This window comes from Rhodobacter capsulatus (genome assembly GCF_052363185.1).
Lineage (GTDB): Bacteria > Pseudomonadota > Alphaproteobacteria > Rhodobacterales > Rhodobacteraceae > Rhodobacter > Rhodobacter capsulatus_E.
Genome location: NZ_CP198955.1, coordinates 911,361 through 931,197, shown reverse-complemented (window position 1 = coordinate 931,197; position 19,837 = coordinate 911,361). Strand labels below are relative to the sequence as shown.

At 64.5% G+C, this 19,837-nt stretch carries 15 protein-coding genes; 6 read left to right on the top strand and 9 right to left on the bottom strand.

All coding sequences use genetic code 11. The features are described from left to right. Positions 1–17: 17 nt before the first annotated feature. Positions 18–1,583, bottom strand: coding sequence for a bifunctional metallophosphatase/5'-nucleotidase (locus tag ACTTAG_RS04770; protein ID WP_444464404.1), 1,566 nt, complete (start codon positions 1,581–1,583; stop codon positions 18–20). A gap of 160 nt (positions 1,584–1,743) precedes the next feature. Here ACTTAG_RS04770 and ACTTAG_RS04765 point away from each other — a divergent pair, with 160 nt between their 5' ends. Together ACTTAG_RS04765 and ACTTAG_RS04760 are read left to right on the top strand one after the other, a co-directional pair. Then, a complete protein-coding gene (locus tag ACTTAG_RS04765) occupies positions 1,744–2,082 on the top strand; it encodes a DUF952 domain-containing protein (RefSeq protein WP_444464403.1) in 339 nt (112 codons plus the stop codon). Next, positions 2,079–3,137: a quinone-dependent dihydroorotate dehydrogenase gene (locus ACTTAG_RS04760; protein WP_444464402.1), complete on the top strand. Its 1,059-nt coding sequence runs from the start codon at positions 2,079–2,081 to the stop codon at positions 3,135–3,137. Before ACTTAG_RS04765 ends, ACTTAG_RS04760 begins: the two co-directional genes overlap by 4 nt. A 148-nt stretch (positions 3,138–3,285) precedes the next feature. Here the strand turns inward: ACTTAG_RS04760 and acs are convergent, their stop codons facing one another. Both acs and ACTTAG_RS04750 read right to left on the bottom strand, forming a co-directional pair. Continuing rightward, a complete protein-coding gene (gene acs, locus ACTTAG_RS04755) occupies positions 3,286–5,220 on the bottom strand; it encodes an acetate--CoA ligase (protein ID WP_444465199.1) in 1,935 nt (644 codons plus the stop codon). Between the two features lie 350 nt (positions 5,221–5,570). Beyond that, positions 5,571–7,220 (bottom strand): SulP family inorganic anion transporter, encoded by a 1,650-nt coding sequence (locus tag ACTTAG_RS04750; RefSeq protein WP_444464401.1) that lies wholly within the window; start codon positions 7,218–7,220, stop codon positions 5,571–5,573. A gap of 88 nt (positions 7,221–7,308) precedes the next feature. Here ACTTAG_RS04750 and ACTTAG_RS04745 point away from each other — a divergent pair, with 88 nt between their 5' ends. Beyond that, entirely contained in the window at positions 7,309–7,788 is a 480-nt protein-coding gene (locus tag ACTTAG_RS04745) for a HugZ family pyridoxamine 5'-phosphate oxidase (RefSeq protein ID WP_444464400.1), read from the top strand. Between the two features lie 69 nt (positions 7,789–7,857). Here ACTTAG_RS04745 and ACTTAG_RS04740 read toward each other — a convergent pair whose 3' ends face one another. Together ACTTAG_RS04740 and ACTTAG_RS04735 are read right to left on the bottom strand one after the other, a co-directional pair. After that, entirely contained in the window at positions 7,858–10,149 is a 2,292-nt protein-coding gene (locus tag ACTTAG_RS04740; RefSeq protein WP_444464399.1) for a glycosyl hydrolase family 28-related protein, read from the bottom strand. A 229-nt stretch (positions 10,150–10,378) separates the two neighbouring features. Beyond that, positions 10,379–11,983 carry a lysine--tRNA ligase gene (locus tag ACTTAG_RS04735; RefSeq protein WP_444464398.1) on the bottom strand — a complete coding sequence of 535 codons (1,605 nt, stop codon included), beginning with the start codon at positions 11,981–11,983 and terminating at the stop codon, positions 10,379–10,381. A 103-nt stretch (positions 11,984–12,086) separates the two neighbouring features. On the opposite strand from ACTTAG_RS04735, the gene ACTTAG_RS04730 reads away from it, so the two are divergent. Continuing rightward, a complete protein-coding gene (locus ACTTAG_RS04730; protein ID WP_444464397.1) occupies positions 12,087–12,509 on the top strand; it encodes a tellurite resistance TerB family protein in 423 nt (140 codons plus the stop codon). A gap of 46 nt (positions 12,510–12,555) precedes the next feature. Here ACTTAG_RS04730 and ACTTAG_RS04725 read toward each other — a convergent pair whose 3' ends face one another. Genes ACTTAG_RS04725 through ACTTAG_RS04710 form a run of 4 tightly spaced genes read right to left on the bottom strand, consistent with a single transcriptional unit; the run spans position 12,556 to position 16,489 of the window. Next, the gene (locus ACTTAG_RS04725; protein ID WP_444464396.1) at positions 12,556–13,281 is read right to left on the bottom strand and encodes a peptidase; all 726 of its coding nucleotides are present in this window, start codon (positions 13,279–13,281) and stop codon (positions 12,556–12,558) included. Positions 13,282–13,309: 28 nt separating this feature from the next. Further along, a complete protein-coding gene (locus ACTTAG_RS04720) occupies positions 13,310–14,122 on the bottom strand; it encodes a transglutaminase family protein (protein ID WP_444464395.1) in 813 nt (270 codons plus the stop codon). Next, on the bottom strand, positions 14,119–15,072 hold the full coding sequence (locus tag ACTTAG_RS04715; RefSeq protein WP_444464394.1) for an alpha-E domain-containing protein: 954 nt from the start codon (positions 15,070–15,072) through the stop codon (positions 14,119–14,121). The genes ACTTAG_RS04720 and ACTTAG_RS04715 overlap by 4 nt, the downstream gene beginning before the upstream one ends. Before the next feature lie 4 nt (positions 15,073–15,076). Then, on the bottom strand, positions 15,077–16,489 hold the full coding sequence (locus tag ACTTAG_RS04710) for a circularly permuted type 2 ATP-grasp protein (RefSeq protein WP_444464393.1): 1,413 nt from the start codon (positions 16,487–16,489) through the stop codon (positions 15,077–15,079). A 202-nt stretch (positions 16,490–16,691) separates the two neighbouring features. On the opposite strand from ACTTAG_RS04710, the gene ACTTAG_RS04705 reads away from it, so the two are divergent. Both ACTTAG_RS04705 and ACTTAG_RS04700 read left to right on the top strand, forming a co-directional pair. Then, positions 16,692–18,530, top strand: a complete 1,839-nt coding sequence (locus tag ACTTAG_RS04705; RefSeq protein WP_444464392.1) for a M3 family oligoendopeptidase — start codon at positions 16,692–16,694, stop codon at positions 18,528–18,530. Positions 18,531–18,594: 64 nt separating this feature from the next. Continuing rightward, positions 18,595–19,770 carry a dipeptidase gene (locus ACTTAG_RS04700; protein ID WP_444464391.1) on the top strand — a complete coding sequence of 392 codons (1,176 nt, stop codon included), beginning with the start codon at positions 18,595–18,597 and terminating at the stop codon, positions 19,768–19,770. The last annotated feature ends 67 nt before the right edge of the window (positions 19,771–19,837 follow it).

Sequence of the window (19,837 nt, the reverse complement as noted above, 5' to 3'; positions counted from 1 at the left end):
CAATCATGGCAAATCCGCTACTTCCGGGTGATGCGACCATCCAGAACCGCCGCATAGGGCGCCTGCGCGGTCAGATACTCCGCCGTCACATCGGCCAGATCGGGGCCGAAATCATAGGCATTCATCCCCTCGGCGGCGAACATCTTGTAGCCGTCACCGCCGCCGCGCAGGAAATTGTTCGTCACCACGCCATAGGTTGCGGCCGGGTCCAGCGGCGCCCAACCGACCGAGGTCGCCACCTGCACCTCGCTCACCCGCGACCCGGCGGGCTTGGCCGGATCGAAGGTGTATTTCAGCCCCGCCACCTGCGGAAACCGGCCCTCGCCCTCCTCGACCGCGCTGACACCGTTTTCCAGCGCCGCCAGAATCGTCGTGCCCTTCGCCTCGAAGGTGGAGAGCGTGTTCTGGAACGGCAGCACCGTCAGCACCTCGCCCATCGTCACCGGCCCGGCGTCGATCGAAGCGCGCAAGCCCCCGCCATTCGCGATGGCAATCGCGATCCCCTGATCCTTGACCCGGTCGAGCATCGCCTCAGCCACCAGATTGCCCATGGCGCATTCACGCTGCCGACAGCTGTCGCGCGATCCGTCGATCTCGCCCGCGGTCTCGGCCACGACCTTGTCGCGGATTTCCTGCAAGGGCTTGGCCAGCTCCGCCACCCGCGCCGCCACCGCCGCATCGGGCGTGACCGAGGCATCGAGCAAAATGGGCTCCCCCGTGGCCGATTTCAGATTGCCCGCCTCGTCGAAGGTCAGCACCAGATGGCCCAGGTATTTCGAATAGGCATAGGCCGAGACGACCGGTACATTGCCCACCATCGTCGGATAGGCGGCGCCGTCCTTGCCAAACAGCGTGTGCGAATGCCCGCCCACCACCGCATCCAGCCCCGGAACGGCGGCGGCAATCTCTTGATCCTTGACGAAACCGGTATGCGGGATCGCGATGATCTTCGTCACGCCCTGTTCGGTCAGCGCGGCGACATCGGCCTTCAGGCTTTCGATCTCGTCCTGAAAGATCACATCCGGCCCCGGCGCGGCCGTCTCGACCGTATCGGTGGCCAGGGCCGAGACCAGACCGATCTTCTCGCCGCCGACCTGCAGCACGACGGTATCGGCGATCTTGTCCTTTAGCAACGAACGGCTCAGATCCAGATTGCCCGAGAGCAGCGGAAATTTCACTTTTGCAACAAAAGCCGCCAGCCCCTCAGGGCCGTCGTCGAATTCATGGTTGCCCACCGCCATCGCGTCATAGCCGATCATCGTCATGAACTCGGCCGTGTCCTCGCCCTTGTAGGTGGTGTAGAAAAGCGAGCCCTGAAACTGGTCGCCCGCATCCAGCACGATCACGTTCTGCCCCGCCAGTTCGGTGCGCAGCGCCGCCACCTTGGCCGCGACACGGGCGATGCCGCCAAAGCACTTCGCCTCGGCCGCATCCTTTTCGGAACAGGTGCTGTCGTATTTGTTGATCTCTTCGATGCGGCTGTGCAGATCGTTCGTATGCAGGATGTGCAAGGTGTAATCGGCCTGGGCCATGCCGGCGGTCAGGGCCAGCGCGGCGGTGGAAAGCAGCAGACGGACGGACATTCGATCCTCCTCGGTTGGGGAATGGGGTCAGATTGGCGCGAGCGGACCCGTGCTGTCAAAACCCGATTTGCCTTTTCATCGGCCCTGGCCGTGACGCGCCGATGACGAAAGCCCGCAGCCGGGGATTGACCATTTTCCGGGCAGCGGTCATGACTGGGCCATGCTGATCTACAAGATCTTCCGCCGCCCCGAATGGGATGCGCTTTGCGCCGCGGGTGAGACCGCGGGGGCGCCCGTCGATCTGGCTGATGGCTACATCCATTTTTCCACCGCCGCGCAGGTTGTCGAGACCGCCGCAAGGCATTTCGCCGCCGAAAGCGATCTGGTGCTGGTGGCGGTGGCGGTCGAGACGCTGGGCGCCGATCTGAAATGGGAAGTGTCGCGCGGTGGCGCACTTTTCCCCCATCTTTACCGCCGCTTGCGCCGGGCCGATGTGGTGTGGGACACCGCATTGCCGCTGGGCCTGTGCGGCCATATCTTCCCCGGGGCGCTGTTATGAACATCACCGAACGGCTGGGGCTGCGGCTCCTGCACGGGCTTGACCCGGAAACCGCGCATGGTCTGGCGCTGAAGGCGCTGCAGATGGGTCTGGTGCCCGGCTGCGGTCCGGTGACCGGGGCGCGGCTCGCCACGCGGATCGCCGGGCTCGATCTGCCCAATCCGGTGGGGCTTGCGGCAGGCTTTGACAAGAATGCGGTCGCTTTGGCGGCGCTGATGCGGGTGGGCTTCGGCTTTCTCGAGGTGGGCGCCGCGACGCCACGCCCGCAGGAGGGCAATCCGAAACCGCGGCTGTGGCGGCTGGCCGAAGATCGCGCGGTGATCAACCGCTTCGGCTTCAACAACGAGGGGATGGAGCCGATCGCGGCCCGTCTGGCGGCGCGGCCTGCGGGCGTGCCGGTCGGGCTGAACCTTGGCGCGAACAAGGACAGCGCCGACCGGGCCGCCGATTTCGCCACGGTGCTGAAACGCACGGGCGCGCAGATCGACTTTGCCACGGTGAATGTCTCCTCGCCCAATACCGAAAAGCTGCGCGATCTGCAGGGCAAGGAGGCGCTTTCGGCGCTGTTGCGCGGCGTGCTTGACGCGCGCGCGGGGCTGGCGCGGCCGATCCCGATTTTCCTGAAGATCGCCCCGGATCTGAGCCCCGCCGAACTCGAGGATGTGGCCGAGGTCGCGCGTGCGGTGGGCATCGACGGGATCGTGGCGACAAACACGACGCTCTCGCGCGAAGGTTTGAAAAGTGCAAGTTCCGGGCAGGCTGGCGGGCTTTCGGGCGCGCCCTTGTTCGAAAAGTCCACGCGGGTGCTGGCGCAGCTGTCTAAGCTGACGGATGGCAAACTGCCGCTGATCGGCGTCGGCGGGATCTCCTCGGCCGAGGAAGCTTACGAAAAGATCCGCGCCGGGGCCTCGGCGGTGCAGCTTTACTCGGCGATGGTCTACAAGGGAATTGGCCTCGCGGCCGAGGTCGCGCGCGGCCTGGATGCGCTTTTGGCGCGCGACGGTTTCGCGTCGGTTTCCGAAGCGGTGGGCACCGGTCGCAACCGCTGGCTTTAATCCAACCGTAGCAGCGGGGGTTTCACACCCCCGCACCCCCGTGGGATATTTGCGCCAAGGTGAAAAGGCGTCGTTTCACCTTGGGACAAATATCCTGGGGGGTGAATTGCCGAAGGCAAGAGGGGGGGCAAAGCCCCCCTTCTTCGTTTCACGCCCTGTTCATGCGGTTGTCGATGAGTTCCTGCACGACGCCCGGATCGGCGAGGGTGGAGATGTCGCCCAAGGCGCCGTAGTCGTTCTCGGCGATCTTGCGCAGGATGCGGCGCATGATCTTGCCCGAGCGCGTCTTCGGCAGGCCCGGCGCCCATTGGATGAGATCGGGCGAGGCGATCGGGCCGATCTCGGTGCGCACCCATTTGACCAGATCCTTGCGCAGATCCTCGGAAGGCTCGATCCCGTTCATCAGGGTCACATAGGCGTAGATGCCCTGGCCCTTGATGTCATGCGGGTAACCCACCACCGCGGCCTCGGCCACCTGCGGATGCGCCACCAGCGCCGATTCCACCTCGGCCGTGCCCATCCGGTGGCCCGAGACGTTGATCACGTCATCGACCCGGCCGGTGATCCAGTAATAGCCGTCCTTGTCGCGCCGGCAGCCATCGCCGGTGAAATAGTAGCCGCGATACTGGCCGAAATAGGTCTCCTGGAAGCGGTCGTGATCGCCCCAGACCGTGCGCATCTGACCCGGCCAGCTGTCGGAAATGCACAGCACGCCTTCGCATTCGACCTCGCCGATCCGCACCGCCGTCTGCGGGTCCAGAACCACCGGCTTGACGCCAAAGAACGGGTTCGTCGCCGAGCCCGGCTTGGTCGGCGTCGCCCCCGGCAGCGGCGTGATCATATGCCCGCCGGTCTCGGTCTGCCAGAAGGTGTCCACGATCGGACATTTCCCTTTTCCAACATATTTGTCGTACCAGACCCAGGCCTCGGGGTTGATCGGCTCGCCCACCGAACCGAGCACCCGAAGGCTGGAAAGGTCATATTTCTCAACCCATTCCGGGCCCTGCCCCATCAGCGCGCGGATCGCCGTCGGCGCGGTGTAGAACTGGTTCACCTTGTGCTTTTCGCACACGGCCCAGAACCGGCCCGCATCGGGCCAGGTCGGCACGCCCTCGAACATCAGCGTCGTCGCGCCATTCGCCAAGGGCCCGTAGATGATGTAGCTGTGCCCGGTCACCCAGCCCACGTCGGCGGTGCACCAGAAGACGTCGCCGTCCTTGTAGTCGAAGGTGTATTGATGCGTCATCGCCGCATAGACGAGGTAGCCGCCGGTCGTGTGCACGACCCCCTTCGGCTTGCCGGTCGAGCCCGAGGTGTAAAGGATGAAGAGCGGATCTTCCGCATTCATCGGCCGCGGCGGGCATTCCGGGCTGACGTGTTCCATGAGATACAAAAGGTCGACATCGCGGCCATGCACCCAGCTGATCTGATCGCCGGTATGCTTGACCACAAGGCAGCGCACCTTGTCCGAGCAGTGCAGAAGCGCGGCATCGGTATTGGCCTTCAGCGGCGTGCGGCGGCCGCCACGCGGCGCGGTATCGGCGGTGATGACGAGCTTGGCGCCGCAATCATTGATCCGGTTCGCCAGCGCATCGGGCGAGAAGCCCGCGAAAACAATGGAGTGGATGGCGCCGATGCGGGCGCAGGCGAGCATCGCATAGGCCGCTTCCGGGATCATCGGCAGATAGATCACGACCCGGTCGCCGCGCATGATGCCCTGCGACAGCAGCACGTTCGCCATCCGGTTCACCTTCTCGGAGAGCTCCTTGTAGGTGATGTGCTTGGCCGGCTCCTTCGGATCATCGGGCTCGAAGATGATCGCGGTCTGCAGCGCGCGGTCGCGCAGATGGCGGTCGATGCAATTGACCGAGGCGTTCAAAACGCCATCCTCGAACCATTTGATCGAGACCTTGCCGAAGGTGAAATCGGTGTTCTTGACCTTGGTATAGGGCGTGATCCAGTCCAGCCGCTTGCCTTCGCGGCCCCAGAACGCATCCGGGTTCTCGATCGATTCCCGATACATCTCAAGGTATTTCGCGCCATTCGCATGCGCAGTCTCAAACCCCGCGGGAACATCCCGCATCTCGGGGGCTGCGACCACCTGTTCCTGCTTACCCATCTGTCCCTCCCTCTTTGACGGTTTTCCGGGCCTTGAAAACCTGTCATCGCCCCAAGGCATCATTCCCCTAGGATATTGTAAAGGGATTGTCACACCTAATGTAATTGTCCATTCCGACTGGGTGATTTTGTAAATTCGTTCACAGATCAGCCGTGCATTTCTGTAAATTCCGTGCATTTCCCGTCCTGTTCGTGGCCGGAAAAGCCAGGCGACGGCGCGCGGGAAAACCGGGCGGATCGGCAGAAATCCGCAGCGACGATCCGCCGCAATGGACCTTGCGGCACCAGGGACCGGCGCGCGGCCCGAATCGCAGCTCACGCAGCGTCAAGTTTCGCCAGCGCCGCCTCGGTATCGGGGCAGTAGCACAGCAGCGGTTCAACGAGGCCCTGCGCCCGCATCGCCGCCTCGATCGCGGGGGTGGCGCCCAGCACCATCAGCCGCTCGCCCCGGCGCCCCAGTTTCTGCGCCATCTGCCCGATCATCCGCGCCCCGGTGCTGTCGACGAAGCCGACCTCGGAGACATCGAGCAGGACCGCCCGCGGATGGCTGGCGATCCGGTCCAGCACCGAGCCCAGCCGCGCCACCGCGCCAAAGAACACCGCGCCGCGCAGATGATAGGTGACGACATCGCGCCGCGCGGGCCCGGCGCTGCGGGCATGGGTTGCCCCTTCGTCCAGCGCGGTCATCTCGGACATGTGGCGGATGAAGACCAGCCCGCCCAGCGCGAAGCCGATCACGATCCCCTCGGCCAGATCGCGGAAAACCACGACGACGAAGGTCACGATCAGCACCAGCGCATCGCCCTTGGACGAGCGGATCAGCGCCGCCATCTCGTGCCGTTCGATCATGTTCCAGGCGACGATCCCCAGCAGCCCGGCCAAGGCGGCCAGCGGAATGTAGCCCGCGAGCGGCGCGGCCAGGATCATGAAGCCCAGGATGAAGAGCGCATGAAACATCCCCGCCGCGGGGCCGCTCGCCCCGGCGCGGACATTCGTTGCGGTGCGCGCGATGGTGCCGGTGACGCAAAAGCCGCCAAAGAGCGCCGCGCCCATGTTCGCCACGCCCTGCGCCACCAGTTCGATGTTCGACCGGTGCTGCGTGCCCGACATGCCATCGGCGACCATCGCCGACAAAAGCGACTCGATCGCGCCCAGCAGGGTGAAGCTGAAGGCCCAGGGCAGCGCCGCCCGCACCGCCTCGAGCGAGATCTCGGGCAGGGCCGGGGCAGGCAGAAGCCGCGGCAGGCCGCCAAAGCGCGACTGGATCGTTTCAACCGGCAGATGCAACAGCGTCGCGGCCAGCGTGATCGTGGCGATGCCCAGAAGCAGGCTGGGCAGGCGGGGGGCAAAACGCTTGAGCGCCTCGATCAGCGCGACGGTGGCAAGCGCAACCCCCACCGCAGTCGGGCTGATCGTGTCGCGCGCGGCCCAAAGCGCGGAGAGTTTTTCCAAGATCGGCCCGGGTTCGCCCCCCGTCAGCGTCAGCCCGGCCATATCCTTGATCTGGCTTGCAAAAATGATCACCCCGATGCCCGAGGTAAAGCCCACCGTGACCGGATAGGGCATGTAACGGATCGTCGAGCCCAGCCGCAACAGGCCCAGAAGCGCCAGCATCACCCCCGAGAGGAACGTCGCCAGCACCAGCCCCGCAACCCCGGTCGCCGTCACACAGGCCATCACCAGCACGATGAAGGCCCCGGCCGGACCGCCGATCTGGAACCGCGATCCGCCCAGCGCCGAGATCAGGAAGCCGCCGATGATCGCGGTGAAAAGGCCCCGCTCCGGCCCCACCCCCGAGGCGATGGCAATCGCCATCGACAGCGGCAGCGCCACGATCGCCACCGTCAGCCCGGCCAAAAGATCGGCGCGCAGCCGCGCCAGATCGTAGCCCTCGGCAAAGGCGGTGACGGACATCGGCAAAAGGGGCTCTGCCCCGACCTTTGCAGGCAGGCTTTCGTTGCGCATGACAGCTTCTTCGTTATGGATGTGGGGGCAGCAAACAGCGCCGCCATGGTCGCTGTCAAGCCCGATGCCCTCACCATTCGGAGAGCCGATGTCCGAAACACCGAAAGATCCCGTGCAACCCGCCGACGCCGAGGCCCGCCAGCTGGCGCACAATCTGATGGCGACGGCCCGATTTGCCGCGCTGGGCGTGATCGACCCCGAAACCGGCTTTCCCGCCGTCAGCCGCATCGCCCTTGGCGCCCGGCCCGAGGGCGGGCTTTGCACGCTCGTTTCCGGGCTTTCGGCGCATTCCCGCGCGCTGCGGGCCGATCCGCGGGTGTCGCTGCTGGTCGGCGAGCCCGGGGCAAAGGGCGATCCGCTCGCCCATCCGCGGCTCACGCTTCTGGCCACGGCCAGCCCCCTGCCCCGGACCGAGGCGCTGCAGGCGCGCTGGCAGACCGATCACCCCAAGGCACAGCTTTACATCGACCTGCCGGATTTCTTCTTCGTGGGGTTTTCGCTGCGCAGCGGTTTGCTGAACGGCGGGTTCGGCCGCGCCTTCCGCTTCGGCCCCGACGATCTGAGCTGACAAAGCGCGGGGGCCCGCAAGCCCCCGCCGCCCGCCCATCTCAGTTCGGCCGTCTCAGTTCGGCCCGTCTCAGTTGGGGTTATCCATGCGGATCCGCAGATTGACCTTGCCCTTGGCGGCCTCGGGCCAGGTCAGCGTGACGAGCGTCTTCGAGGCGCCCTGCTCGGTCGTGACATAGGGCATGGCATTGACCCGATTGCCCGCGCCATTGGTGATCGCCCCCACCGCGACCAGACTTTCGACATTCCGCGCCCAGCCGCCAAAGGGCAGATAGGCCGCGGCATCCGCCGTCCAGACCGTCTGCGCGCTCGACTGGCTGACCTGCACCGTCACCGGGTTCACCGTCATCTGGTTGACGGCGTTGAAGATATTGTTCTCGAACACGATGTTGCGCATGCGCGCATAATCGAGATCGGCAAAGCTCGTATCCACCTTTTCGATCCGGTTGATATTGCCATTGAGCGACTTGAAGACGTTGTTCGACACCGTCAGCCCCTGAATGTAATGGCCGCTGCCATAGGGCTTGATAGAGAGCCAGGTCACCCAGGCCGCCACGTCATCCATGATGCAGGTGTTGCCGGTCATCGTCAGGCCGCCAAAGGAATATTGCACCCCCAGATCGGGGTCGGGCGCATATTCGTTCGTCCATTCGATGAAGTTGTTGTCGATGTAATTGCCGGTCACCGTCGATTGCACATTGGGGCTGCAGAACACCAGCCCCGGCACCCGCGGCCCGTTCACCTGCCCGTCGCCCTGAAACCAGTGGTTGCCCACGATCACATGGCCGGTGCCGTCCAGAACCATCGTCGTGCCAAAGCGCACGAAGCGCGAATCCCGGATCTTCGTGTCATTCGCATTGACATTGACACAGACCGAAGTCCGGTCCTCGACATTCACATCCAGCTCGTTCGACAGGAAATCGCAGCGGTCGATGTAAAGGTTCTGGCACCCCCGCCCGATCGAGGTGATGGCGCGGTCCTTCGGCTTCACCATCCAGCAATCGCGCAGCCCGAACGTGTCGCCCTCGCGCGGCAGCAGGATGCCGCTGGCCACCCCGCCCAGCAGGAATTCGACATTGTCGATGGTGAACCGGGACAGATAATCCATCCCCGAAAAATCCAGCGCATATTTGTAGCGGGTGAAGCTGTAGCTGCGCGTGCCCGAGCCGCCGTAAAGCGGCTGCGACAGCGTCAGCTTGGCGGCGCCGGGATCGACCGCCTGCACATAGACCTCGCGGCCGACGCCCGCCCCGCTCACCCGCGCGCCAACCGGGATATTGGCGATATTCGACACATTGCTCAGGATATAGGCCTGCCCCGTGGCATAGGTCGCGGTCGAGCTGACCGTGGTGCTGTTCCAGGCGCTGCCCGCACTGACCGAGATCTGCCCGTTCGCCAGCACCCGCCGGTTCGCCCAGCTCGACGTGTCGGGCACCGCCGCCTTGACGTCAATCGGCGCCGTCAGATCGACGCGCCGCCCGCACAGATCAAAGACATTGCTGTCGGTATAGGACAAAAGCGCCTGCAACCCCTTCTTCAGCGCCAGTTCCTCGTCGCCAAAGGCCTGGGCATAGGTCGGAAAGTCGAAATTCTTCTGCAGCACCAGCCGCGCCGCGGCGGGCATGCTCAGCGTGCCGGTGAAGCGGATCGGGCTGTCGATCGCCAGCGAGGAGGCGATGCGATAGCTGCCCGCCGGCACGATGATCGTGCGCCCGTCGGCGGCGGCATCGGCGGCCAGAAAGGCGGCGCGGTCATCGGTGCTGCCATCGCCCCTGGCGCCATAATCTCGCACATCGACCACATCCATCAGGGTGCGCAGGAAGGCCTCGGTGATATCCTCGATGACGATATCCTCGATCCGCACCACCCCGCCGGTCTGCCCGGTCAGATCCAGCCCGAAATGACCATAGGCGGGCGCCGTGCCCCAGGCCATGTCAACGCCCGCGCGCGTGCCCGAACCGACGATCGCCTGCACCGTCACCACCTTGCCATAGCTGGTCAGCGTCACCGGGGCGGCCTCCTCGACCAGACCGCCGACATGGGCATTTGCGGCATTCATCGCATAGCCCGCGATCCGCACCGCGCAGAAATTGCCCGAGACCGCCTTCACCCTGGCGGTGATGCGCAGATAGACACCGGGAAGGATCGGCGTCTGCCCCATCCAGCGCAGCTTTTGCGTGCTTTGCGTCTTCACCAGTTCCAGACAGGCGCCGAAATCGGCATCCGCAGGCACCAGCGCGGCATTGGAGGCCCCCGCATAGCTGGCCGATCCCGCCGTGCCGTTCCCGCTCGACCATTGGTCCAGCCCCAGTTCGAAAGCAGAGGGGGTCAGGTTCACCCCGTCGGTGATCGCGATGTTCATCCGAGTCTCCTTCGTGTTCGGCCCGCCCCGAGACGCGGCACGCGCAGGCCGGGCGCGGCACAGCGGCACCGCGCGAAAGCCCTTGGCGCTTCGCAGGATCGGGGAATGCACCGGGCCTTGTCGCCCCGGCTTGGCCAGAACTAGCCGCGAAGATTGAAGAAGACCTGACGACAGCGCGCGCTGCCCGGGCCCCGGACAACGCGCGCGAAAGTCTTTTATATCAGGGGGTTCAGCCCTTGATCAGCCCGCCCGCCAGCGCGGCTTCCATCAGCGCGATGGTTTCCGCCACGCCATAAAGCGCGATGAACCCGCCAAAACGCGGCCCTTGGCTTTGGCCCAGCAGCACCTCGTAAAGCGCGGTGAACCAGTCCCGCAGCGGCTCGAACCCATGCGCGGTGCCGACGGCGAAAACGATCGTCTGCAGCCCCTCGGACGGGTCTTCGAACTGCACATGCAGATCGCTCGCGGGCAGCGCCTTGAGCCGCGCCAACAGATCCTCCATCGCCGCGCGTTCCTTGTCCGTGGGCAGCCGGAAGGTCCGGGTCGGCGCGACGAAATCATGGAAATAGCGCACCGCAAAACCCGCCGCCGCATCCAGATCGGGATGGGTCTCGGGCGTGGCTTCCGGCGCATAGCGCTTGATGAAACCCCAAAGCCCGGCCTTGTCGCTCGCCCCCGCCACGCTGGCCAGGTTCAACAGCATCGCGAACGGCACCACCAGATTGGACTCGGGCGGCTGGCCGCCATGGATATGCCAAACCGGGTTGTCGATCTGCTTCTCGACCGGCTGCGTCGGATAGGCGCGCAACTGCTGGTGGTATTCATCCACCGCTTTCGGGATCACATCCCACCACAGCCGCTTCGCCGTCTTCGGCTTTTGATACATGAAATAGGACAGACTTTCCGTCGCCGCATAGCTCAGCCATTCGTCGATGGTCAGCCCGTTGCCCTTCGATTTCGAGATCTTCTGCCCCTGATCGTCAAGGAACAACTCATAGGTGAAATGCTCGGGCTTCTTGCCGCCCAAGACCTCGCAAATGCCGTCATAAATCGGCGTGTTGGTCGAATGGTCCTTGCCATACATCTCGAAATCGACATCCAGCGCCGCCCAGCGCATACCGAAATCGGGCTTCCATTGCAGCTTCACCTTGCCGCCCGTCACCGGCAGCGTCCATTCGCGGCCGTCCTCGTCGTCAAAGGTGATCAGCCCGTTTTTCGCATCGACATGCTTCATCGGCACATAAAGCACGCGGCCGGTTTCCGGGTGGATCGGCAGGAAACAGGAATAGGTCTGCTGGCGCTCTTCGCGCAACGATTTCAACATGATCGCCATGATCGCATCGTAGCGTTCGGCACAGAGCATCAGCATCTCGTCGAACTTGCCGGACTTGTAATAGTCCGTCGCGCTGGCGAATTCATATTCGAACCCGAAGGTGTCCAGAAACCGGCGCAGCATGGCGTTGTTGTGATTGCCGAAGCTGTCGAACTCGCCGAACGGATCGGGCACGGCGGTCAGCGGCTTCTGGATATTCGCATACAGAAGCTCCTGCTGCGGCACGTTTTCGGGCACCTTGCGCATCCCGTCCATATCGTCGGAAAAGCACAAAAGCCGCGTCGGAATGTCCGAGATGATTTCAAACGCGCGGCGGATCATCGTCGTCCGCGCCACCTCGCCAAAAGTGCCGATATGGGGCAGACCACTCGGCCCATAGCCCGTCTCGAACAGCACATGACCCTTTTTCGGCGGCGCCTTTTCGTAGCGTTTGAGCACCCGGCGCGCTTCCTCGAAAGGCCAGGCTTTGGAGTTCATCGCAGCGTCGCGCAGGGTGGTCATGTCAAATCCTCATCCGGGCGCCCCATGCGCCTCGCGCCTGACCTATTGAACGGGGCCTGAAACGTCAATAATTCTTGAGCCGGACCCAGAAAAGGAAACGCCCGTGACCGACACCCTTCCCTCGCTTTCGCCGCAAGATGCGCTCGTCGCCGTGATGGTGGCGGTTTCGGCCTCCGATGCCACGATCCGCACCGCCGAACTGGTCGCCATCGAGCGGATGGTGAACCACATGCCGATCTTCGCCACCTATGACATCGACCGCATCCGCGTCGTGGCGCAGACCGTCTATGCGCTCTTCGAAGAAGAAGAGGGGCTGGCCGCGCTCTTCGGTCTGGTGCGCGAGGCCCTGCCCGAAAAGCTCTTCGAGACCGCCTATGCGCTGGCCTGCGATGTGGCGGCGGCCGATGGCGTGTTGCATCAGCCCGAATTGCGCATGCTGGAAGAAATCCGCGACGAACTGGCCATCGACCGGCTGCATGCCGTGGCCATCGAATGGGGCGCGCGGGTCCGCCACGTCAAGCTGTAACGGCGCCGGTCTTGGTCAAACCGGGCGGGGAAACCCGCCCGCGACCTCAAATCGTGATCCGGCTGAACCCGTCGCGCAAAGCCTCGGACCAGGCCTGCGACATGCGCGCGAATTGCGCATCATCCTTTTCGATCCGCTTGCGCAGCCCGACCTTGCAGGCGTCGCGCTCGATCACCGCGAGATCCAGCGGCATGCCGACGGACAGGTTCGAGCGCAGCGTGGAATCCATCGACAACAGCACCGCCTTTTGCGCGTCCTCAAGCGACGTCCCCGGCCGCACCACCCGATCCAGAATCGGCTTGCCGTATTTGTGCTCGCCGATCTGCAGGAACGGCGTGTCTTCGGTCGCCTCGATGAAATTGCCCTCGGGATAGACCAGGAACATCCGCATCGCCCCGCCCCGGCGTTGCCCCGCCACGATCATCGAGGCGGAGACGGTCACCTTCGACGCATTCATCTTGTGGTCGATGTCCTGCCGCACACTTGCCAGCGTGTTGCCGATGATCTCGGCCACCGCCAGCATCGTCGGCGCCTGCATGATCGAGGTATCGGCGCTGGTTTCGGGATGCTCGATCGCCTCGCGCAGCCGCGCAATCGTCGTTTGCGTGACCGAAAGCGAGCCCGCCGTCAGGATCGTCACCACCCGCTCGCCCGGTTCTTCGAACACGAACATCTTGCGATAGGTCGCAATATTGTCGAGCCCCGCATTGGTGCGGGTGTCGGACAACAGCACCATGCCCTGATCGAGCAGCAGCCCCACGCAATAGGTCATCATTCCCCCGGAAAAGCAGACCGCCACATTATTGTTGCACCGCTTCCAAGGCAACAGCGACATCAAGCCGCTCGCTCCCCTCGCCCTGCGCCACGCCCTTGATCGGCGCCGCCTCGCGCGCGTCAAGGCCAGAGCCGATGCGGATATAGCGTGCATCGGGGCAGCATTCATTGGCCGGGTCAAAGCCGATCCAGCCGATACCTTCGACCCAGATCTCGCCCCAGGCATGGGCGGCCTCGTGCTTTTCGCCATCTTCGCGCGCAAACAGATAGCCCGAGACATAGCGCGCGGGCATCCCCACGGCGCGGGCACAGGCGATCAGCGCCTGGGCGTGATCCTGACAGACCCCCTCGCCCTGCGCCAAAGCCTCGGCCGCGGTCGTATGGGCATGGGTCGTGCCGGGACGATAGGCGATGGCATCGCTGACCGCGCGCGACAGCCTGTGCGCCCGGTCAAGCGGGTCTTTCACGCCCGTCGCCGCCGTCTCGGCCAGATCGCGCAAAGCATGGTCGATCCAGGTCGCCGCGGTCTCGCGCAGATAGGCGAAGGGCGAGACGATCTCGCGATGGCCGCGCAGCACGCCCGCCGTGTCGGTGGTCTCGACCTGCCCCACGGCAGAGATCGTCACCTCGGTCACCGGACCGCGCAGCGACCAGCCCTCGACCTTGTCGCCCGCCCCGTCGCGGAAATTGCCGCCGCGAATGCCGCCCTCGACCGCGACATCCCAGCGGATCGTCCGCTGCCCGTCAAAGCGCGACGGAAAAAGCCGCAGCGACTGCACGGCCCCGCGCATCGGCGCGTCATACTCATAGGTGGTGACGTGATGGACCGTCAGGATCATCGCGCTTCTCCGCTCAAGTAAGCCGCCTGCACCATGTCGGACAATTCGCCGACATCGCGGATGAAGCGGGTCAGGAATTCATGCAGGCCCTCGTCGAAGATCTCCTCGACGCGGGTTTCGGCGATCTCGCCCACAAGCGACCGCGCCCGCATCTGCGCCGCCCCGGATTTCTGATATCCCCTTGCCAAGGCATCCAGATTTTCCATCGCCATGGTGACGGTGGTCACCAGCGACCGGGGCGATTGCGGATTGAGGATCAGGAAATGCGCGATCTTCGCCGCGGTAATCTCGCCGCCGTAAGCCCAGTGGAACGCCCGATGCGCCGAAAGCGCGCGCAGCAGCGTCTGCCATTGGTAATTGTCGAGCCCCGAGCCGATGAAATCGACCGAGGGCAACAGGACGTAATATTTCACGTCGATCAGCCGCGCGGTGTTGTCGGCCCGTTCCAGCGCAAAGCCAAGGTTCAAGAACGCATAGCCATCATTGCGCAACAGCGTCGCGTCGATCGCGCCACGCACCAGCGCCGCTTGTCGCATCACCCATTCGGTAAGCTCGGTCAGCTCCATTTCAGACCGCGGCTTGCGTTCCAGCTGCCGCATCTCCTGAAACGCGCCATTCAGCGCATCCCAGACCTGAGAGGTCAGCGCCGTGCGCACGATCCGCGCGTTTTCCCGCGCCCGTTCGATGCAGGACATCACCGAACTGGGGTTGTCGCGGTCAAAGAACAGATAGCTTTCAATGTTGCGCTGCACCGGGTCGCCATATTTCGCGGCAAAGCCCTCGGCCGTGCCCGAGGCCTGCAACAGGCTCTCCCATTCGCTGCGGTAGCCATGCCCGGCCGAGGGCATCAGCGCGATGCGGGCGCCCACTTCCAGCAGCCGCGCCATGGTTTCCGCGCGTTCGATGTAACGCGCAATCCAGAACAGGTTTTCAGCGGTCCGGCTCAGCATGATGTCACTCCGCCAACACCCAGGTGTCCTTGACCCCGCCACCCTGAGACGAGTTCACGACCAGCGATCCCTCTTTCAACGCGACACGGGTCAGGCCCCCCGGCACCAGTTCGATTTTCTCGCCGACAAGGCAATAGGGCCGCAGATCGACATGGCGCGGCGCGATCCCCTCCTCGACAAAGGTCGGCGTGGCCGACAGCGCCAGCGTCGGCTGGGCGATGTAGTTTTCCGGATGCGCCTCGATCTTGGCGCGGAACATCTCGATCTGCTCGGCAGTCGATTTCGGCCCGACGAGCATCCCGTAGCCGCCCGAGCCATGCACCTCTTTCACCACCAGTTCCCCAAGGTTTTCAAGCACATATTTGCAATCATCGGGCTTGGCGCATTGCCAGGTCGGCACGTTGTTCAAAAGCGGCTCTTCGCCCAGATAGAACCGGATCATCTCCGGCACGAAGGTATAGACCGCCTTGTCATCGGCCACGCCCGCCCCGGGGGCCGAACAGATCGACACGCCGCCCGAACGGTAGACATCCATCAGCCCGGGAATGCCCAGCATGCTGTCCGGCCGGAAGCAGAGCGGGTCAAGGAAAGCGTCGTCGATGCGCCGATAGATCACGTCCAGCTTCTTCGGCCCCTCGGTGGTGCGCATCCACACAAAGCCGCCTTCCACGAACAGATCGGCGCCTTCGACCAGCTCGACGCCCATCAGATCGGCCAGAAAGCTGTGTTCGTAATAGGCGCTGTTGTAATGGCCCGGCGTCAGGATCGCGATCGTCGGCTCGCGGTCGCATTTCGCCGGGGCAACGCTGGCCAAGGTGCGGCGCAGCGCATCGGAATAGCCATCGACCGGCTCGATGCGGTTTTCGCGAAACAGCTGCGGGAACATCCGCATCATGATTTCGCGGTTTTCCAGCATGTAGCTGACGCCCGAGGGCGTGCGGCAGTTGTCCTCGAGCACGAAGAATTCATCCGCCCCGGTGCGCACGATGTCGATCCCGACGATATGGGAATAGATCCCGCGCGGCGGGGTGAAGCCTGCCACGGCGCGCTCAAACGCCTCGTTCTGAAACACCATCCGCGCCGGGATCTTGCCCGCCCGCACGATCTCGGCCCGGCCATAGACATCCAGCAAAAAGGCGTTCAGCGCCCGGGCGCGTTGCTTGATGCCGCGTTCCAGCTTGCGCCATTCGGCTTGCGTGAAAACCCGGGGAAACATGTCGAACGGGATCAGCCGGTCGGGGTCGCCGCCCTCGCCATAGACCGCAAAGGTGATGCCGATGCGGCGGAACAGCGCCTCGGCCTCGGCCTGTTTCATCGCGCGCAATGCGGCGGGCATGGCCTTGGTCCAGTCTTCAAGCCGCGCATAGGGCTCGCGGACCTGGCCGCCCTCGTACATTTCATTGAAATAAGTCGTCATGCGTGATTCCCTCGCCCTGATTGAATCCTAGGCAGGCGGCGGGGGAAGCGGAAGCGCTGCAGCAGGAAACAGGCCAGAAACCGCAAGATCTCCGCCCTATCTCTGTGCGTTTGCCCGAAATTTGGGCACTCAGCCGATCCGCGGGCGGCTTGCACGCCCCCTGCCCTGCCCCTATCTCTGAACGGACACCAAGGAGAACGCCATGAACCGCCGCTTTTGCGCCCCCGTTTCCGCAGCCCTGTTCGATGCCGCCCCCGCGCAAGGGGGGGCTGGCGACTTCGGCGCCCTGCCCGACTGGGACCTGAGCGATCTTTACACCGCCCCCGACGCGCCGGAATTTGCCCGTGACATGGCCTGGCTCGAAACTGAATGCGCCGCTTTCGCCCGCGATTACGAAGGCCAGCTGGCCGGGCTCGATGCCGCGGGCATGGCCGCCTGCATCGCGCGCCACGAAGCGATCGAGACCACGGCCGGGCGGATCATGTCCTATGCGGGCCTGCGCTATTACCAGAACACCACCGACGCCGAGCGCGCCAAGTTCATGTCGGATGCGGGCGACAAGATCACCACCTTCACCACGCCTCTGGTCTTTTTCAGCCTCGAATTCAACCGGATTGACGACGCGCAGTATGAAGCCGTCTTTGCCGATCCGCTTGTGGCGCGGTTCAAGCCGGTCTTTGACCGTATGCGGGCGATGAAACCCTATCAGCTCTCGGACGAACTGGAAAAGTTCCTGCACGATCAATCCGTTGTGGGGGCGGCCGCGTGGAACCGCCTCTTTGACGAAACCACCGCGGCGCTGGAATTCACGGTGGGGGGCGAGACCCTCAGCCTTGAAGCCACAACGACGCTGATGAGCGATCATGACCGCACGAAGCGCGAGGCGGCGGCGCGCGAACTCGCCCGCGTCTTTGGCGAAAACGTCAAGCTTTTCGCCCGCGTGCACAACACGCTCGCCAAGGAAAAGGAGATCGAGGACCGCTGGCGCAAGATGCCCACGCCCCAGATGGGCCGCCACCTGTCGAACCATGTCGAACCCGAAGTGGTCGAGGCTTTGCGCAATGCGGTCGTCGCCGCCTATCCGCGGCTTTCGCATCGCTATTATGCGCTGAAAGCGAAATGGCTGGGGCTCGAAAAGCTGCAGGTCTGGGACCGCAACGCCCCCCTGCCGACCGAGACCCCGCGCAAGATCCTCTGGGACGAGGCGAAGGCCACGGTTCTGGGCGCTTATGGCGCGTTTTCGCCCCGCATGGCCGAGATTGCCGCGCCCTTCTTTGAACGGGGCTGGATCGACGCCGGGGTGAAACCTGGCAAGGCGCCGGGGGCTTTCGCCCATCCGACCGTCACCACCGTGCACCCCTATGTGATGCTGAACTACCTTGGCAAACCGCGCGACGTGATGACGCTCGCGCATGAACTTGGCCATGGCGTGCATCAGGTTCTGGCCGCCAAACAGGGGCCGATGCTCTCGGACACGCCGCTGACGCTGGCCGAAACGGCAAGCGTTTTCGGCGAGATGCTGACCTTCCGCGCGCTGCTGGACGCCGCGAAAACCCCGGCCGAGCGCAAGCAACTGCTGGCGGGCAAGGTCGAGGACATGATCAACACCGTCGTGCGACAGATCGCGTTTTACGATTTCGAATGCAAGCTGCACGCGGCGCGCGCCGAGGGGGAACTCACGCCCGAGGCGATCAACGCGCTCTGGATGTCGGTGCAGGCGGAAAGCCTTGGCCCGGCCTTTGACTTCATGCCGGGCTACGAGACCTTCTGGACCTATATCCCGCATTTCGTGCATTCGCCCTTCTACGTCTATGCCTATGCTTTCGGCGACGGGCTGGTGAATGCGCTTTACGCCACCTACGCGGCGGGCCTGCCGGACTTCCAGACGAAATATTTCGAGATGCTGGAGGCGGGCGGCTCGAAACACCACAAGGATCTGCTGGCGCCCTTCGGCCTTGACGCCTCGGACCCGGCCTTCTGGGACAAGGGTCTGTCGATGATCGCCGGTCTGATCGACGAGCTGGAGGCGATGGAGGCCTGACCTCACGTCGGCGCTTTGCGCCTGCCCCCGGCCCTGCTAGCCTTTCCGAAACAAGGGGGGGCGCATGGGCTGGGGAAAACGCATCGGATGGGGCCTCGGCGGGGCCGTGATCTTGGCGGCGGGGGCGTTTTTCGCCCTTGCCCCGGGCCTCGTCGAAAAGGCGCAAAACCGGGTCGTGCCGCATGATCCCTGGCCGGTCTCGGCGCAGGCGGCGGCGCTGCACAAGACGCTCCTCATCGGCGACTGGCATTCCGACGCGCTTTTGTGGGACCGTGACCTCCTGACCCGCTCCGATCGCGGCCATGTCGATCTGCCACGGCTGCGGGCGGGGAATGTGGCGGTGCAGGTCTTTACCACGGTGACGAAAACCCCCGCCGGGATGAATTACGACCATAACGACGCCGGGGCGCGGGACAACATCACGCTTCTGGTCTTCGGGCAGCTGCGCCCGGTGAAGACCTGGTTCAGCCTTGCCGAACGCGCGCTCGATCAGGCGGCGCGGCTGGCCGCGATGGCCAAGGCGGCGCCCGATCAGCTGGTGGTGGTGCGCACGGCGGGGGATCTCGACCGGGTGCTGATGGCGCGGGCGCAGGGCGCGCAAACAGTCGCCGGAATTCTGGGCGCCGAGGGCGGCCATGTGCTGGAAGGCCGGATCCAAAATCTGGACCGCCTCTACGACGCCGGGTTCCGGCTTCTGGGGCTCACGCATTTCTTCGACAACGAACTGGGCGGCTCGCTGCATGGCGAAGACGACACCGGGCTGACTCCTTTCGGGCGGCAGGTGGTTGAAAAGATGGTGCAAAAGCACATGGTGATCGACCTCGCCCATGCTTCGGAACAGATGGCGCGGGAGGTGCTGGCGATGCCGGGCACGCGCCCGATCGTCAGCCATGGCGGCATTCATGGCGTCTGCCCGGTGAAGCGCAATTTCCCCGATGCGCTGATGAAGCAGATCGCCGCGAAAGGCGGCCTGATCGGCATCGGCGCCTGGGCCGAGGTGACCTGCGACGCGACGCCTGCGGGGGTGGCAAGGTCGATCGTGGCGGCGGTGCGGCTCGTGGGGGAGGATCACGTGTCGCTCGGCTCGGATTTCGATGGCGCGGTCGAGACGGAATTCGACGCCTCGGAACTGGCGGCGCTGACGCAGGCGATGCTGGAGGCCGGGCTGAACGAACGGGTGATCGCGAAGGTCATGGGGGGAAACATGCTGCGCTATCTGCGCGAGACGCTGCCGCAGTAGGCGGAAACAGGATTTCGCCTCGCTTGCGCGCGGCGACCCGCCGGGGGCTTCGCCCCCGGACCCCCAA

Coding starts and splice junctions, on each gene's coding strand:
- ACTTAG_RS04770 (WP_444464404.1), bottom strand. CDS start 1,583: ATGTCCGTCCGTCTGCTGCTTTCCACCGCCGCGCTGGCCCTGACCGCC.
- ACTTAG_RS04765 (WP_444464403.1), top strand. CDS start 1,744: ATGCTGATCTACAAGATCTTCCGCCGCCCCGAATGGGATGCGCTTTGC.
- ACTTAG_RS04760 (WP_444464402.1), top strand. CDS start 2,079: ATGAACATCACCGAACGGCTGGGGCTGCGGCTCCTGCACGGGCTTGAC.
- acs (WP_444465199.1), bottom strand. CDS start 5,220: ATGCGGGATGTTCCCGCGGGGTTTGAGACTGCGCATGCGAATGGCGCG.
- ACTTAG_RS04750 (WP_444464401.1), bottom strand. CDS start 7,220: ATGCGCAACGAAAGCCTGCCTGCAAAGGTCGGGGCAGAGCCCCTTTTG.
- ACTTAG_RS04745 (WP_444464400.1), top strand. CDS start 7,309: ATGTCCGAAACACCGAAAGATCCCGTGCAACCCGCCGACGCCGAGGCC.
- ACTTAG_RS04740 (WP_444464399.1), bottom strand. CDS start 10,149: ATGAACATCGCGATCACCGACGGGGTGAACCTGACCCCCTCTGCTTTC.
- ACTTAG_RS04735 (WP_444464398.1), bottom strand. CDS start 11,983: ATGACCACCCTGCGCGACGCTGCGATGAACTCCAAAGCCTGGCCTTTC.
- ACTTAG_RS04725 (WP_444464396.1), bottom strand. CDS start 13,281: ATGACCTATTGCGTGGGGCTGCTGCTCGATCAGGGCATGGTGCTGTTG.
- ACTTAG_RS04720 (WP_444464395.1), bottom strand. CDS start 14,122: ATGATCCTGACGGTCCATCACGTCACCACCTATGAGTATGACGCGCCG.
- ACTTAG_RS04715 (WP_444464394.1), bottom strand. CDS start 15,072: ATGCTGAGCCGGACCGCTGAAAACCTGTTCTGGATTGCGCGTTACATC.
- ACTTAG_RS04710 (WP_444464393.1), bottom strand. CDS start 16,489: ATGACGACTTATTTCAATGAAATGTACGAGGGCGGCCAGGTCCGCGAG.
- ACTTAG_RS04705 (WP_444464392.1), top strand. CDS start 16,692: ATGAACCGCCGCTTTTGCGCCCCCGTTTCCGCAGCCCTGTTCGATGCC.
- ACTTAG_RS04700 (WP_444464391.1), top strand. CDS start 18,595: ATGGGCTGGGGAAAACGCATCGGATGGGGCCTCGGCGGGGCCGTGATC.